We start from the raw sequence: 15,722 nt of genomic DNA, 5'->3' as shown, positions 1-15,722 counted from the left end.
AGCCGCCGTGGAACGGGGAATGAGCTGCCGTGGAACGGGGGAATGATTGAATGACTGAATGATTGAATGATTGAATAAATTGCTATTGATTCAGAGATAGTTATGAATTGTCAGTATGAAAAATCAACACCTGACCTAACAATACCTGACTTCCTGATCTCCTGACTTCCTGACGATTCAATCATTCGCTCACTCCCCGTTCCACGGCGGCTCATTCACTCATTCATAATTCAATCATTCAATCATTCAATCATTCAAAATTAAAAAAAGACTAACGCAAAAATGGCTATACTTTCAAAAGAACAGGCTAAGAAAATCATAGATAAGGTGCTGGCGTTTTCGAAGGCGGATGAGGTGAGTGTTTCGCTGTCCGGCGACCGCGTGGGTAATATTCGTTATGCCCGTAACTCGGTGTCGACCAGTGGTGAAACGACCGATCTTTCGCTTTCTGTTACGGCTGTTTTTGGCAAAAAATCAGGGACTGCGACGATCAATGAGTTCGATGATGCGTCGTTGGAAAAGACGGTCCGGCGGGCGGAAGAAATTGCGAAGCTGGCGCCGGATAATCCCGAATACATGCCTATGCTCGGCCCGCAGCAATATATAGAAACAAAGGCATTTGCCGACAGCACCGCGGGCATTGACCCGCAATACCGCGCGAAGGCGGCTTTCGGAAGCATTGACCCTTGCATCCGGAAAAACCTCACTGCCGCCGGTTACATGGAAGACAACAGTGGTTTTTCGGCCCTGGGTAACAGCAAAGGCCTGTTTGGGTACAATAAATTCACTTCCGTCGACTTTTCGGTAACTGTGAGAACCGCCGATGGCACCGGTTCGGGCTATGTGGCGCGGGATTATAACGATGTTTCCAAACTCAACACGCAGGTCGCGACGGAAATAGCCATGCAAAAGGCGTTGGCGTCGGTGAATGCAAAGGCATTGGAACCGGGCAAATACACGGTGATCCTCGAACCTACGGCCGGTCACGACCTGATCCAGAACATGATGCGCAGCATGGACGCGCGCAGCGCCGACGAAGGCCGGAGCTTTCTGGGCAAAAAGGGCGGCGGTACCCGCCTGGGTGAAAAACTGCTGGACGAGCGCGTCACCATCTATTCCGATCCGGCCAACAGCGAAGTGCCCGGCTCGCCATTTGCGGGCGGCGACGGTCGTCCGCAGGAAAAAGTGACCTGGTTTGAAAACGGCGTCGTCAAGAATATGTACTACTCCCGTTTTTGGGCTGACAAAAAAGGCGTGAAAGCCATTCCGTCGCCGGGCGGGATCATCTTCCAGGGCGGCAACGACTCGCTGGCCGACCTGATCAAAAGCACGGAAAAGGGCATTCTCGTCACCCGTTTCTGGTATATCCGCAGCGTAGACCCGCAAACGCTGCTCTACACCGGCCTCACGCGCGACGGCACTTTTTACATCGAGAACGGCCAGATCAAATACCCGGTCAAAAATTTCCGGTTCAATGAAAGCCCGGTAATCATGCTCAATAACGTGGAGGCGATCGGGAAACCCGTGCGCACGAACGGCAGCCTGATTCCACCTCTCAAAATCCGCGATTTTACGTTTACAAGCCTTTCGGACGCAGTGTAGCGGTAACCGTAATCCATTTAAACCGATTTCCTGCCACCCATACCAGGTGAGTTGATCTCAGTGCCGTCATTCGTTAACTTATGATTTGCACTTTTTTCAACTCACCCAATATCACTATTAGCTAAATATCTACACTTTGAAACGACGAGATTTCATTCATCTGGCCGGGCTGGGAACGGGAGCGTTCATGTTGCCCGGCTTCGCAACGGGCCGTCCCGTGGCACCGGAGGCATTCCTGGTCGCGGGTGACGACGTGGCCGTTAAGAAACGGCTCGCCGATGCCGCCCTCAACACGGCCAAGTCCAAAGGCGCCTCCTATGCCGATGTGCGCATCGGCCGCTACCTCAATCAATATGTGACTACGCGGGAGGATAAGGTCGAAAATATTGTCAATACCGAATCTTACGGCGTGGGTGTGCGGGTGATCGCCAATGGCTGCTGGGGCTTTGCTGCGGTAGTCGACGCCAAGAATGAAGCCCAGCTGGCAAAAGCAGCGGAAGAGGCCGTTGCCATTGCCAAAGCCAATGCGAAGCTGGTGAAGGAGCCTGTGCAGCTCGCTCCTCAGAAGGGTTTCGGCGAAGTAAGCTGGAAGGCGCCCATTAAAAAGAATGCATTTGAAATTCCCATCAAGGAAAAGGTGGACCTGCTGCTTTCGGTGAACGACGCAGCGATGAAAAATGGGGCCAACTACGTGAATTCAATACTTTTCCAGGTGAATGAGCAAAAATATTTCGCTTCCACGGACGGCTCTTACATCGACCAGGACATTCACCGGATCTGGCCGCTTTTCAATGTCACCGCCATTGATCCCAAAACCGGCAAGTTCGAAACGCGCCGCTCGCTCAGCGCGCCGATGGGTATGGGCTATGATTATTTGCAAGCAAACCCGGCAGACAAGATTACCGGCGTCACGACCCGCTACAACATGGGTTACGACATGCTCGAAGACGCCACGGCCGCCGCAAAGCAAGCGAAAGAAAAGCTGACGGCGAAATCGGTGGAAGCGGGCAAGTACGACCTGGTCCTCGATCCGTCGCATTTGTGGCTGACGATCCACGAATCCGTAGGTCACCCGCTCGAACTCGACCGCGTGCTGGGATATGAGGCCAATTTTGCCGGAACATCCTTCGCTACACTTGACAAATGGCAATCGAAAAACTTCCAGTACGGCAGCAAGCAAGTGAACCTCATTGCCGACAAAAAGCAAGTAGGCTCGCTCGGGGCCGTGGGCTGGGACGATGAAGGGGTGGATACCAAACAGTGGGACCTGGTGAAGGACGGCGTGCTGGTCAACTATCAGGCCATCCGTGACCAGGCGCACATTATTGGTGCCAAAGAATCGCACGGCTGTTGCTATGCCGACAGTTGGAGCTCCGTCCAGTTCCAGCGCATGCCGAATGTATCGCTGGCGGCAGGCAAAACGCCGTTGTCGGTAGAAGAGATGATCAAGGATGTCAAAAAGGGCATTTACATCATCGGCGACGGCTCCTTCTCGATCGACCAGCAGCGCTACAACTTCCAGTTCGGGGGCCAGCTGTACTACGAAATCAAAGATGGTAAAATCGCCGGCATGCTGAAAGACGTGGCCTACCAGTCCAACACCCAGGAATTCTGGAACTCATGCGTACAGGTATGCGACGAGCGCGACTACCGCCTGGGCGGTTCATTCTTCGACGGCAAAGGCCAACCCATGCAATCCAGCGCCGTTTCGCACGGCAGTTCGACGGCGCGGTTCAATGGGGTAAATGTGATCAATACGGCGAGGAAGATATAATGAGTGACCGGGTCGCCGGAGCGATGAGCCGCCGTGGAACGGGGAATGAGCCGCCGTGGAACGGGGAATGAGCCGCCGTGGAACGGGGAATGAGTGAATGAGTGAATGAGTGAATGAGCGAATGTGTGAATGACTGAATGACCGAATGATTGAATGATTGAATAAATTGTCATTGAGTCAGGAGTAGTCATGAAATTGTCAGGATTAAAAAGTCAACGCCTCAGCTCACCTGACGATACTTGACTTTTATTCACTCACTCCCCGTTCCACGGCTGCTCATTCAAAATTCACTCATTCACTGATTCGGTCATTCCCCGTTCCACGGCGGCTCATCGCTCCGGCGACCCGGTCACTCATTCACTCATTCACTCATTCACTCATTCAATCATTCAATCATTCAAAATTAAAAAATGGCCATCATACTAACAGAAGCAGAAGCAAAGGCGCTTTGTCAGAAAGTGCTGAGCTATTCCAAAGCAGATGAATGCGAGGTGAATATACTGGGCGAGGAGCGCGGGAACCTGCGCTATGCCCGCAACGAAGTGTCGACGAGCGGCTCGCTGATCAACCAGAATTTGCAGGTTCAATCCGCATTCGGGAAAAAAGTGGGCGTCGCGACGATCGACGAATTCAGCGACGAATCCATTGAAAAAGTGGTCAGAAGGGCCGAGGAGTTGGCGCGGCTGGCGCCGGAAAATCCCGAGTACGTCGGCTTGCTGGAACCGCAGACCTATCTGAAATCGAACGGTTTCTTCGATTCCACTGCGGGTGTCAACCCCGCTTACCGCGCTGACGCCGTTGCCAAAAGCCTCGACCTCACCCGTTCGCAGAACATGACCGCCGCCGGATTTCTCGAAAACCAGAAGGGCTATTCGGCTATGATGAATTCGAAAGGGCTGTTTGCCTATTATCCGAGCACGAGCGTGAATTTTTCGCTCACTGTGCGCACGCCTGACGGCAAGGGCTCCGGCTATGTGGCGAAAGGGTATAGCGACGTGACCAAGCTGGATACGGCCGCTGCTACGAAAATCGCCATTCAGAAATCAAAAGGATCGGTGGATGCGAAGGCATTGGAACCCGGTAAATACACGGTAATCCTCGAACCGACGGCCGCCGCAGTGCTGCTGGAAAACATATTCTTCAATTTCGATGCGAGAAGCGCCGACGAAGGCCGCTCGTTCCTGAGCAAAGCAGGCGGCAAAAGCAAGTTGAACGAGAAGATCGTCGACGAGCGCGTTAACATTTACTCCGACCCTACGCACCCGGAATTGCCGTCGTCGCCCTGGGCTGGTGACGGGCAGGCTGCCAATAAGATGAGCTGGATCGAGAAAGGGGTGGTCAAAAACCTCGTTTGTTCGCGCTATTGGGCACAAAAGAACAATGTCAAACCGGTGCCATTCCCGACGAACATCATCATGGCCGGCGGCACAGCGAGCATGGAAGAGTTGATCAAATCCACGCAGCGCGGCATCTTGGTTACCAAACTTTGGTATATTCGTGAAGTGGACCCGCAAACGCTCCTGCTCACGGGCCTCACGCGCGACGGTACTTTTTACATTGAAAACGGGGTGATCAAACATCCGATCAAGAACTTCCGTTTTAATGAAAGCCCGGTCATCATGCTCAACAACCTCGAAACGCTCGGCAAGCCCGAACGCGTGGTGAGCACCGAAACCAACAGTAATTACCTGATCCCGCCGATGAAAATCCGGGAATTTACGTTCTCATCGTTGTCCGACGCAGTTTAGTATTGAAACCTTTTTTCTTCACCAGAATCCAATACACTTCCGGTAACTGGGATACCGACCAGCGAATGCCGTCCAATTTGCTGCATTCGCTGGTCGAGTACACCACAATCCCGGTCGACGAGAAGGAAAAAGTGGTGCAATTGAGTAGTAATGAGATTTTTAAAAGTCCGTTCTGTTACCTGAGCGGGCACAAGCTGGTAGAATTTTCGGCCCAGGAACGCGACCATTTCAAACGGTATGTGCAGAATGGCGGCTTCGTGTTCGTCGATGACTGCAACCACGACATTGACGGACTATTTGCCAAATCGTTCGAGCAGGAAATGGCACGGACATTCGGCCCGAAAGCCTTGCAGAAAATCCCGAACAACCATCCTATCTACCACAGTTTTTTCAAATTCGACGACGGCCCGCCGACCACCTCCTTCGAGCTGAACGGCTGGGGCGACGACCTCGTGCACGACTACCTGAAAGCCATTATCATCAACGGAAAGATCGGCGTGCTGTACAGCAACAAGGATTACGGCTGCGAATGGGACTACGATTTCCGCAACAAACGCTTCCTAGCGGTTGACAATACGCGATTTGGGGTGAATATTGTGGTTTATGCGTTGACGGGGTAGAGGAGGAAAGGGAAGAAAGGGACGATGGAGGAAGGGTGTCCCACTTTCTTTCCTCCCTTTCTTCCATCCTCCCTTGCCTCCCCTTATTCACTAATTCACTCATTCAATCATTCAAAATTGGAAACCTCAACGTCACATTACCGCTCGCTCGTCGCGAAGCTTCCTTTACTGAAAGCCGAAATCGCGAAAGTGATCGTGGGCCAGCAGGATGCTATTGAAGAAATTTTGATTGCATTGCTCGCATCGGGGCATTGCTTGCTAGAAGGTGTGCCGGGTTTGGCTAAAACGCTGATGGTCAAAACAATGTCGGAGGCGCTACATATGAGCTTCCGGCGGATACAGTTCACGCCCGACCTAATGCCCGGCGACATTATAGGCACCGAAATATTGGAAGAAGATCACGAAACGGGCAAGAAGTTTTTCAAATTCAACCGCGGGCCGCTATTCGCGAATGTCGTGCTGGCCGACGAGATCAACCGCACGCCGCCCAAAACCCAGGCCGCATTGCTCGAAGCCATGCAGGAGAAGAGCGTCACGTACGGCGGCGAGAATTATCCGTTGCCGAACCCATTCCTGATCATCGCCACCCAAAACCCCATCGAGCAGGCCGGAACGTATCCGCTCCCGGAAGCGCAGCTGGATAGGTTTTTGTTGTATATCAAACTCAGTTACCCCAGCGAAACGGAGGAGCTGGACGTGCTGAGGACCACAACCGGGACACTGAAACCGGAAATCGGCCGGATATTGTCGGATACCGAAATCGCGGAGCTGCAAAAGCTTACACGTCAGGTACACATTGCGGACGAGCTGCTCGTTCAGATCAACCAGCTGGTGCGTGCTTCGCGGCCGGAGAATACCGACTCGCAATTCGTGCGCGAATGGTGCGACTGGGGTGCGGGACCGCGCGCGGGCCAGGCGCTCGTGTTGTGCGCGAAGGCGCGGGCCGTGCTGCACGAGCGGTTTGCGGTGGTGCCGGAGGACATTCGCGCATTGGCATTTCCCGTGCTGCGTCACCGCATTGCCATGAACTTCCGCGCCGAGGCCGAAGGCATTACCAGCGACCAGGTGATCGACGAACTGCTCTCTGCCCGATAACTTTGAACATCACATTATGCAGAAAACCACCGGATTACTGGCGTCCAGCCTGATCAAGCTCAAAAACCTGCAACTCACCGGCAAGCTGGTGAGCGAGGAGCTGATGCTGGGCATTCATTCCAGTAAACGCTCCGGTATCGGCATCGAATTTGAACAATACCGGCATTACGCCCCCGGCGATGATCCCAAGCGGATCGACTGGAAACTGTTTGCCCGGACAAACAAGCACCTTGTCCGGGAATCATCGACGGAAAGCGATCGCCAGATCCGGTTTGTGATCGACCTGTCGGGTTCCATGAATTATGCGGAAAACGGCGTGAGCCGACTTCAATATGCGCAAATCCTGCTCGCGTCGCTGGCCTACCTGGGCTACATTCAGAATGATCAGATGAGCTTATACGGTCTGCGAGACGGTCACGTGGAGACGATCTGCGGGACGGGTTCGGGTTCGTCGGCCAAGCAGGCATTCCAGAAAATACTGGTAGGGCTTGAAAAAACGAGCGCGCAAGGCTCGTGGCAATCCGGCGGGCTGCGGCATGCCGAGTTTCAGTCGAAAAGGAAGGAACAGCTTATTTTGGTGAGCGACCTTTTTCAGGCAGGCGACGAGTGGCTTTCCTGGGTGCGCTCGCTCGCCGGTCCGCACCGAGAAATAGTCGTTTTTCAAATCCTGGGCGACCAGGAGGCCGATTTTGATCTGAAAGGATTTTACCGTTTCAAAGACCTCGAAAGCGGGCGCGAAATAGAGCTCGACGCGGAATCGGCCGGGATACGTTTTCACGCATCCATGCAGACCTACCTCGATGAATTGAGGAATGCATTGCAAATCCCGCACGTCCGCTTCATACGCGCACGGCTGAGCGATCCCATCGGAATGGTTTTGAAAGCATTTTTAGCCCGGAAAAAGAGCGCATGACATTGTTACAGCCATATATGCTCTGGGGCCTGCTGGCCATTGCAATTCCGGTTGCCATCCATTTCTGGTACCAGAAAAAAGGCCGGACGATCGCCTGGGCCGCTACGCGCTGGCTTGGTGAGCAAACGGCGCTCCGCCACCGCGGCTTCCGGCTCAACGAGGTCTGGCTGATGCTTTTGCGCTGCTTATTGGTTGCCCTGTTGGCATTCATATTGAGCAAACCCATTACCGATTGGTTTGGCGGCACGGAGCTCAAAGAGGTAATCCACGTGGTTCAGGCGGACCGGGCAGTGCTCGAAAACTACCGATTTGAACTGGAAAACGCCCTTGCCGGGGGTGAAAAAATGTACTGGCTCGGCGCATCCCCCGAGCGGATCAGCCGATTGGAAAATGTACCGATGAAGGCCGGTGATCCGGCTGATTTGCAGCGGAATATGAATGCATTGGCAGACGGATTTCCAAAGTTCTTTAAACTGTACTTCAACAGCGCTTTGCCCTCCGACTTTCCGCGAGTGTATGTCCCCGGTGCTTATCAGTTATTTGCATTTGCCGATACAGCCAGTCGTAAACCATTGGTTTTGAAGGAAATCAATGCCGCTGAAAAAGCGCTCATTCACATGCTGCTCGATTACAGTGATGCCGGCCAGCGCCAAACCATGAGCGCAGCATTGGCGGCATTGGCCAAGGTTCATGGTTTTTTGTTTGAAATTGAAACGCAGAAAAACCTCACAAAGCACTACGACTGGATTTTTACCGACCAGCCCGTGCAGGCCACGCGGAGTGGCACAACCTATGTGGTTTCGGGAAATGCTTATCAATGGGGCGCTCCGGCGCAGGTGATCCAGCTGCCCGAAAGGTTGCTTATGGCCGAGTCGCAGCTGGTGGAAACCGCACGATTGCCAGAGTGGCTCGGCGATCTATTCGTAAAGGAAATGGATCTGCAGAAGGCGAATGTGCCGCTGAGTACGAAGCAGTTGAACGCATTGTTTGAAAAATCGGGCGACTCAGTGACGGAGCAAAGCGCCCTGTTCAGGCCGTGGTTGTTGCTGGCCTGGGTATTGCTGTTAGTGGCCGAACGCTGGCTGTCGCTACTAAAACCGGTGGGAAACAATGGCTGATCTGAGAAAATTGGTCCATTCGGTAAAGATGCAGGCTCAATGGGTGGCTGTGTTCAAGAGCTTATTGCTGAGCGTCGCGTTCCATTTGGTGGCCGGCGCGTTTCTGGCGGGCCACCCCTGGCTGGAATTGTTCATCGGCATTGTTGGCGGGATGATCGGTGTGTTTGCTACAAAAGCTTTTAGTGATAAAAAAAATATAGCCATTTCATTGATTCACAGGCACAATCCGGGTCTGGAATACAGCTTGGACCTGCTCGATAAGCCCGATCTGAATGTGGTGGAACAAATGCAGCTCGAACGCATTGCCGCCGGTCGCGTTGCTTTTCCCGTTCGCGAAGTGTACCGCGGCACCTGGATTTACCTGGGAGCTGTGCTGCTGGCGATGGGCGTCGCTTATGGATCGATGAAGCTGAGAAACTGGCCGGTCAAGGCGGATAACGCGGCTGTGTTGCAGCTGGGCAAGCCGGAGAAGCACATTGTTTCGGCTCCAAAGTTGAGCTCCGCGCGGGTGAGCGTGGTGGCGCCGGGCTACACCGGGTTGCCCGCTCGGGAGTCGGGCGACCTGAATATCAGTGCCATTACCGGTTCGAAAATAGCATGGTCGGTGCGGTTCGACAGGCATGAAAACCTGACGGTCCGCATTGCCGGCAGCCGCGGAGAGGAAGTGACTTTGCGGGAAGCGAACGGCGTATTTACGCACCAGGATCGCATCACCGGCTCGGGGCTGTATTCGATTAAAGGCTATTGGAAGGATTCGCTCGTGTACCAATCCGAGTTTTACAAAATGGAGGCGCTACCGGACCTCGCGCCGCGCATAGAGCCTGCTTCGAAGGAGCTATACCATTATCATTTTTTAAAAGATCCTAAAAACATCCGCGTTTCTGCCAGAATATCGGATGATTTTCGCGTAAAGCAGGCATTTATCATTGCCACGGTGGCGCGCGGGTCGGGCGAGAATGTCAAGTTCAGAGAGGTGAAGATGCCGCTCAGCCCGGCCGATTTCAAAGAGGCTAACCTTCACAAAACGATGGACCTGAATGCGCTTAACTTCGCGCCGGGCGATGAGCTTTATTACTATTGGGCGGCGGTCGATAATCGCCAGCCGGAAGCGAATTTTACCAAATCGGATACGTATTTCATTGTTTATAAGGACACTGCGAAAATAGAGGAAGCCGAGCTCGCGACCATGGCTGTGAACATCATGCCGGAATATTTCCGCAGCCAGCGGCAGATCATTATCGATACGGAAAAGCTGATAGCCAGGCGGAAAAAGCTCAGTACACGCGATTTTAATGCAACTTCCAATGAGATCGGCTTCGATCAGAAGGTGCTGCGGCTGCGTTACGGGCAGTACCTGGGCGAAGAATTTGAAACCAGCATTGGAGGCGCGGAAAGCCCGGCGGGGGCTGAAAACGGCGATATCATCGACGCTTTCACGCACCATTCCGACGGCCACGGCGAGGGAGCCGGCTCTCACGCGGACGAACCCGCACACGAGCATCAGCACGACCACGCGCACGGACACGCGGAACCGCCCGCAGGTGAAAAGGACCCGCTGGCCGCATTGATGGAACAATACACCCATTCGCACGACGATGGCGAGTTGAATACATTTTACGAACAATCTACGCGAAGCCTTTTGAAAATGGCTTTGGAGCAAATGTGGCAGTCGGAGCTGCATTTGCGCACTTATGCGCCCGAAAAGGCGTTGCCGTTTGAGCACAAGGCGTTGGAATACCTCAAAACAGCCCAGCAAAAGGCACGGACTTACGTGAAAAAAAGCGGCTACGACCCACCGCCGATCAAGGAAAAGGAGAAGCGGCTCACGGGCGAGCTAAAAGACCTTGCTGCCAAATGGGAGTATGAAATTGCGTTTAAGGACCAACAAACAGCGCGACTGGCGTCGACGCTACTGGGTTATCTTGAAAAGGGCTATTTGCCAAAAAGCGAACGGACAAAACTGGCCGCTTTCAGCTCGGAGCTGGCACAGCGGATTATCGAAAGCGGGCCTTTGAACGGCGGTTTGCAGAACTGGCCGATGATAGCCGCATTGCAAAAGCTGGCAACGGGCCGCACATTAACAGTCACCGAAACAAACATTTTAAAGCGCGACCTCCATCACCGAACGAACGCCATACTGCAAAGCCGGCCGTCATGGAAGGCGGAAAAGGAACTCGAAGCGGCGTTCCGGAAGGCACTGCGGTAACGGACTCACAGCGAACTAAACCCGAATGATCCAAACTGATTTCAACTGGAATGTACCTCTGAACCTGGCGATTGCCCTGGCCCTGCTGGCCTTGCTGACCGTGCAATGCGTGGTACTGTACACGCGGCATCGGCACTCGGGTCGGTTGGGAGTGCGGCTGGGGTTGAATGCGTTGCTATGGGCAAGTGTGGTGGCCTGGGTGCTGGACCCCTATTGGCCGGTGGCGGGTAAATCCGCCGTCGGACTGCTGATAGCCGGCAATGTGCCCCAGGAAGTGTCAGGGCGGTTGCGCGATAGCCTTCCGGCTGCACGGGTGGTTTCCGCTGATGAAATCGAACAGGCGGATTTGGACACGCTGGTGATCGCCGGGCAGGATTTTGCGCCGGGAATTTTTGCCGGTATCCGGCAGTCGCGCGGCATGGCGGCGGTGCGATGGCTACCATATTTCAAATCCGGTGAGGCGTCGGACCTGCATTGGAAAGGCGTGGTAAAAAGAGGTGGCTTGCAGCGCATTACAGGCGCTATTCAATCAGCTGAGAAGCAGGTTTTACAAATTAAATATGCGGGGCAAACTCTGGACAGCGTGCTGCTGAATCCGGGAAATAGCCGTTTTACGCTCTCGTTCGCGGCATTCGGTGAAGGGCGCACGACCACTACGCTGCACCTGGATGGACGGACGATCGACACCGTGCGTTTTTTCACGCAGCCGGACAAGCCGCTCACCGTCCGTTTCCTGGTCGATAACCCCGATTTCGAGACGCGAAACCTTGCCACCTGGCTGGGTAAGCAAGGCCATGCGGCGCTGTATGACGCCAGATTATCCAAGGACATACGTAGTTTGCTTAAAATCAATAATACGGGCAGTCCCGATCTGATCGTCACCACACCCTCTAATGCAGCCCATGCAGTGGTCCGCAAGGCCGTTAAAGACGGTAAAAGTGTGCTTTTTGTCCAATTGAGCGACCCACCGGCTGAACTGAGGGTGATTAACCAGGCCCAGGGGACAGGCTTTGAGGCTACTAAAATTTCCAATGAAGAAGCGGTACCGGTGTCGGGCATTCTCACGGCGCAGCCTTTCCGTTTTACCCCGCAAAGTTTCCAGGTGAAAGCGCCGCATTACCCTTTGGTTGTTGAAAAAACAACGGGAACGATCGCCGCCAGCCTGCTGAACGAGACGTTTCCCTTGCAGCTTTCGGGCGATAGCATTGCCTACGGGAAGATTTGGAGCGAAATTATGGCGTACGTGCGCCCTGCGCCTGCATCCGTGCTTGAATGGGACGCTCCGGCTTTTAAAAACCTACCGGCTAACATCCATTTGAACAACTTTCAACCCATGCCCCGCTTCGTCCGCATTGGCGCCGACACGGTTTTTACAACCACTTCCGCATTGAACAACCGCTCGGCAGCGGCCACATTCCAGCCAACGGAAAGCGGATGGCTCAGTCTCCACGATTCGCTGGGGACTGAGCTTTTTGTAGCGTCCCACTCGCCGCTGCGGAATGCTGCGCTCATGCAGCAATTTACACTCTCCATTCAACCCAAAAATGGTAAAACAGTAGCCACTAATGAACGTTCGGTAGCAAAACTACCTGGCTGGGGCTGGCTTGCGTGGTTGGTATTGGTGCTTGCGCTGGTTTGGATCGAGCCGAAAATCTAATGCGACTACTCTGAGCGCAGGCTGCGGACGGGGTTCATCATCGCCGCCCTGATGGCCTGGAAACTAACCGTGAGCAGCGTGATCATTAATGTACCGATGCCGGTAAGTGCAAAAATCCACCAGGAAATCGTCGTGCGGTATTCGTATTTCTGCAACCAGCCTTCCAGGAAGTACCACGCGCCCGGCGAGGCGATCACGAAGGCAATGCAAACCAGCAGCACGAAATCGCGCGAAAGCAGTCCCCACACATTCAGCACGGTCGCGCCCAGCACTTTTCTAACGCCTATTTCCTTTGTGCGCTGCTCGGCAATGAACGATGCCACGCCAAACAGGCCCAGACAGCTGATCAGGATTGCGAGCACGGAGAAAAACGTGGTGAGTTTCCCGATCCGCTCTTCGTCGGAAAACTTCCTGGCGTACATTTGATCCACAAAATCATATTCGAACGGTGACCCCGGATCGTATTTCTCAAAAACGGCTTTGATCTTCCCGATCGACTCCGATGCGCCTGCGGCGGGGTTTAGCCGGATGCTGACCATATTTCCCTGGCTGGCCGAAAGACAGAACATCTGCGGCTGGGCCTGCGAGTAGGGTGAATTCACGACGAGATCCTTGATCACGCCGATGATTTTGTAAGGTTTTTTGAACCACGTAAGCGTTTCGTTAACAGGGCTTTGTAGTCCCATGAACTTCACCGCAGCTTCGTTGACCACCAGCGCCAGTGAGTCCGTCGCAAATTCGCGGGAGAAATCCCGGCCTTGAACAAACTGCCAGCCTACCGTTTTACCATATTCGTGAGATATTTCATCGAACGGGAAGTCGACCGATTGTTCAGGATCTTTGCCTTTCCATTCAAAGCCGCTCGTCGAGGACCAGGTGTCGGTAATCGGACTGTCGGATTCGGCCATTTCGACAATGGCGCCCGCGCTTTTCAATTCGTGACGTACCGCTTCAAAATGCTTGTGAATATGATCGGTCGACATTGAAATGGACACAAGTCCGTCGCGACTGTAACCTACGGGCCGGTTTTTGGCAAACTGGATTTGCCTGAAGACCACGGCTGTGCCGATGATCAGGATGATCGACACGGCAAATTGGACCACCACCAGCACTTTTCGGGGGACCGCAGCCAACCGCCCGGCGCGGAATGTACCTTTCAGCACCTTCACCGGCTGGAACGACGACAGATACAATGCCGGATAGCTCCCCGCAATGAGGGCGGTAATAATGCTGAAACCGATGCCTGCGGCCCAAAACTGCGGTTCCGTCCAGGGCATGGTCATCTTTTTGTCGGCTACCTCATTAAACATCGGCAGGAAGAGCGTCACCAGCATAATCGCCACTGCGAATGCAAAGCCGACGACGATAAACGATTCGGAAAAAAACTGGATAATGAGCTGGTTCCGCACCGATCCCACGGCTTTGCGGATGCCGACTTCCTTCGCCCGCTTTTCGGAGCGTGCGGTACTGAGATTCATGAAGTTAATGCAAGCAAGCATGAGCACAAAAGCACCGATAATGCCGAATAGCCACACAAATTCGATGCGCCCGCCCACGCGATAGCCTTCTTTGAACTCGGAATACAGATGCCAGTCGCTCATCGGGTTCAGGAAAACATCGGGCTTGTATTTGAGCTGCTCCTTATTGATGTTGCGCTTTTTGATGTCCCGGATGCGTGCCGTAGCCTGATCAATGTCGGCATTGTCGATCAGCTGCACGTAGGTTTGGTAGGAGTTGGGCCGCCAGGGATCGTCCATGGTTTTCAGCCAGGGGTTGGTGATGACCATCAGCTGCCAGGGCATCATGAAGGACATCTCGCGGAACGATGTGTTGTGGGGCAGATCTTCGTAAACGCCCGTTACTTTCACATTGATATTGTTGTCGACCTTCATCACGCTGCCGGTTGGATCGGTGTCGCCGAAAAAGGCCTTCGCCACGGATTCGGACAGCATAATGGAGTAGGGGTCTTTCAATCCGGCCCGCGTGCCGTGGATCATCCGGAGGCTCAGCATTTCGGGCGCGTCCGGCTCGATGTACGGGCCGTTTTTGTTGAATTTCTTGTCTCCGGCGGCCAGGATGTGCCTGGCATTCCAGGAAGCCATGATCACGTGTTTGAAATCGGCCCCGTAGTTCTTCCGGATTTCGTCGCCGATCGGAAACGGCACGTACGTTTGCGTGCCGATGTGGCCATTGAACGTCTGGTGCTGCCATACCTGGGCAATGCGGTCGAAGTTTTTGAAATGGCGGTCGAACGACAGTTCGTCATGGATCCACAGGCCGATGAGCATCGCCACGGCCATTCCCAGGGCAAGCCCGGTGATGTTGATGAAGGTGTACGCCTTGTTTTTAGTGAGCGTGCGGATCGAGATTTTGATATAGTTTCTGATCATGGGCGATTTCGAATAGAGTCAGGTAAGCAGGCCTGCGGTTACCGTGAGGCCGGTTTTGCCGCATATACGCCCTAAAATATGCCCAAATACTTTGCCAATCGCGCAAAACGCCGTTTCCGCGCTACGAGAGCGTTAATCGGCTTCAATTTTTGTCCGAAAGCGGACAGTTTTGTTCGGTGCTGGACGCAACGGGAAAAGCCGGTAACGACAATCACTTTCCGCCCCTCGATAGTATAGGGCTGTACGTTACGCCGGTTGTCGAAATAGTACTAGAGAGTGGGTCCGGAGTCGGTCCCGGCCTTCATTTTTGTATGCGACAGCGTCGCGGCGAATCTTTGATATTTACAACTTCATAACTTCTGGAAAGGCCGGTAGCGACCATTGTACATGGTTTTGTAGTAAAAATTTAGTGACCACTGAAGGGTTTTGATAGCACTCTTTTCTCTCCCCATGAAGGGCTTGTTACACCCTCAAAATGAGCACCCTCACCCCAAAAACAAAAACCGATCGGAGGCAATGGATTATACTTGCAATGTGATATAGAAATCACGCACTTGATCGAGCATCATAATCGTTCTTTATTTGTAAAAACACAAAAT

At 53.6% G+C, this 15,722-nt stretch carries 10 protein-coding genes; 9 read left to right on the top strand and 1 reads right to left on the bottom strand.

The window, feature by feature from the left end:
* Window positions 1-282: 282 nt before the first annotated feature.
* The 9 genes from DFER_RS10330 to DFER_RS10290 all read left to right on the top strand — a co-directional run bounded on the left by DFER_RS10330 (window position 283) and on the right by DFER_RS10290 (window position 12,733).
* Window positions 283-1,602 carry a TldD/PmbA family protein gene (locus tag DFER_RS10330; protein WP_015811573.1) on the top strand — a complete coding sequence of 440 codons (1,320 nt, stop codon included), beginning with the start codon at window positions 283-285 and terminating at the stop codon, window positions 1,600-1,602.
* Window positions 1,603-1,738: 136 nt separating this feature from the next.
* Window positions 1,739-3,376 carry a TldD/PmbA family protein gene (locus DFER_RS10325; RefSeq protein ID WP_041734931.1) on the top strand — a complete coding sequence of 546 codons (1,638 nt, stop codon included), beginning with the start codon at window positions 1,739-1,741 and terminating at the stop codon, window positions 3,374-3,376.
* A gap of 410 nt (window positions 3,377-3,786) precedes the next feature.
* On the top strand, window positions 3,787-5,124 hold the full coding sequence (locus DFER_RS10320) for a TldD/PmbA family protein (RefSeq protein WP_015811571.1): 1,338 nt from the start codon (window positions 3,787-3,789) through the stop codon (window positions 5,122-5,124).
* 2 nt (window positions 5,125-5,126) lie between these two features.
* On the top strand, window positions 5,127-5,744 hold the full coding sequence (locus tag DFER_RS10315; protein ID WP_041734929.1) for a DUF4159 domain-containing protein: 618 nt from the start codon (window positions 5,127-5,129) through the stop codon (window positions 5,742-5,744).
* A gap of 24 nt (window positions 5,745-5,768) precedes the next feature.
* A complete protein-coding gene (locus tag DFER_RS10310) occupies window positions 5,769-6,839 on the top strand; it encodes an AAA family ATPase (RefSeq protein WP_015811569.1) in 1,071 nt (356 codons plus the stop codon).
* A 16-nt stretch (window positions 6,840-6,855) separates the two neighbouring features.
* Window positions 6,856-7,752 (top strand): DUF58 domain-containing protein, encoded by an 897-nt coding sequence (locus tag DFER_RS10305; RefSeq protein ID WP_015811568.1) that lies wholly within the window; start codon window positions 6,856-6,858, stop codon window positions 7,750-7,752.
* Complete coding sequence (locus DFER_RS10300; protein ID WP_015811567.1) at window positions 7,749-8,870, top strand: BatA domain-containing protein; 1,122 nt, start codon at window positions 7,749-7,751, stop codon at window positions 8,868-8,870. The genes DFER_RS10305 and DFER_RS10300 overlap by 4 nt, the downstream gene beginning before the upstream one ends.
* Window positions 8,863-11,076, top strand: coding sequence for a DUF4175 family protein (locus DFER_RS10295; RefSeq protein ID WP_015811566.1), 2,214 nt, complete (start codon window positions 8,863-8,865; stop codon window positions 11,074-11,076). Before DFER_RS10300 ends, DFER_RS10295 begins: the two co-directional genes overlap by 8 nt.
* Before the next feature lie 25 nt (window positions 11,077-11,101).
* Window positions 11,102-12,733 carry a hypothetical protein gene (locus tag DFER_RS10290; protein WP_015811565.1) on the top strand — a complete coding sequence of 544 codons (1,632 nt, stop codon included), beginning with the start codon at window positions 11,102-11,104 and terminating at the stop codon, window positions 12,731-12,733.
* A gap of 5 nt (window positions 12,734-12,738) precedes the next feature.
* Here DFER_RS10290 and DFER_RS10285 read toward each other — a convergent pair whose 3' ends face one another.
* Window positions 12,739-15,123 (bottom strand): ABC transporter permease, encoded by a 2,385-nt coding sequence (locus DFER_RS10285; RefSeq protein WP_015811564.1) that lies wholly within the window; start codon window positions 15,121-15,123, stop codon window positions 12,739-12,741.
* Between the last annotated feature and the right edge of the window lie 599 nt (window positions 15,124-15,722).

The organism is Dyadobacter fermentans DSM 18053 (assembly GCF_000023125.1).
GTDB classification, from domain to species: Bacteria; Bacteroidota; Bacteroidia; order Cytophagales; family Spirosomataceae; genus Dyadobacter; species Dyadobacter fermentans.
The sequence above is the reverse complement of the archived record's forward strand: the minus strand, read 5'-3'. Positions and strand labels throughout refer to the sequence as shown.

Excerpts from the sequence above, each read along its gene's own strand:
- DFER_RS10330 (WP_015811573.1), top strand. The coding sequence starts at position 283 with ATGGCTATACTTTCAAAAGAACAGGCTAAGAAAATCATAGATAAGGTG.
- DFER_RS10320 (WP_015811571.1), top strand. The coding sequence starts at position 3,787 with ATGGCCATCATACTAACAGAAGCAGAAGCAAAGGCGCTTTGTCAGAAA.
- DFER_RS10310 (WP_015811569.1), top strand. The coding sequence starts at position 5,769 with ATGGAGGAAGGGTGTCCCACTTTCTTTCCTCCCTTTCTTCCATCCTCC.
- DFER_RS10305 (WP_015811568.1), top strand. The coding sequence starts at position 6,856 with ATGCAGAAAACCACCGGATTACTGGCGTCCAGCCTGATCAAGCTCAAA.
- DFER_RS10300 (WP_015811567.1), top strand. The coding sequence starts at position 7,749 with ATGACATTGTTACAGCCATATATGCTCTGGGGCCTGCTGGCCATTGCA.
- DFER_RS10295 (WP_015811566.1), top strand. The coding sequence starts at position 8,863 with ATGGCTGATCTGAGAAAATTGGTCCATTCGGTAAAGATGCAGGCTCAA.
- DFER_RS10290 (WP_015811565.1), top strand. The coding sequence starts at position 11,102 with ATGATCCAAACTGATTTCAACTGGAATGTACCTCTGAACCTGGCGATT.
- DFER_RS10285 (WP_015811564.1), bottom strand. The coding sequence starts at position 15,123 with ATGATCAGAAACTATATCAAAATCTCGATCCGCACGCTCACTAAAAAC.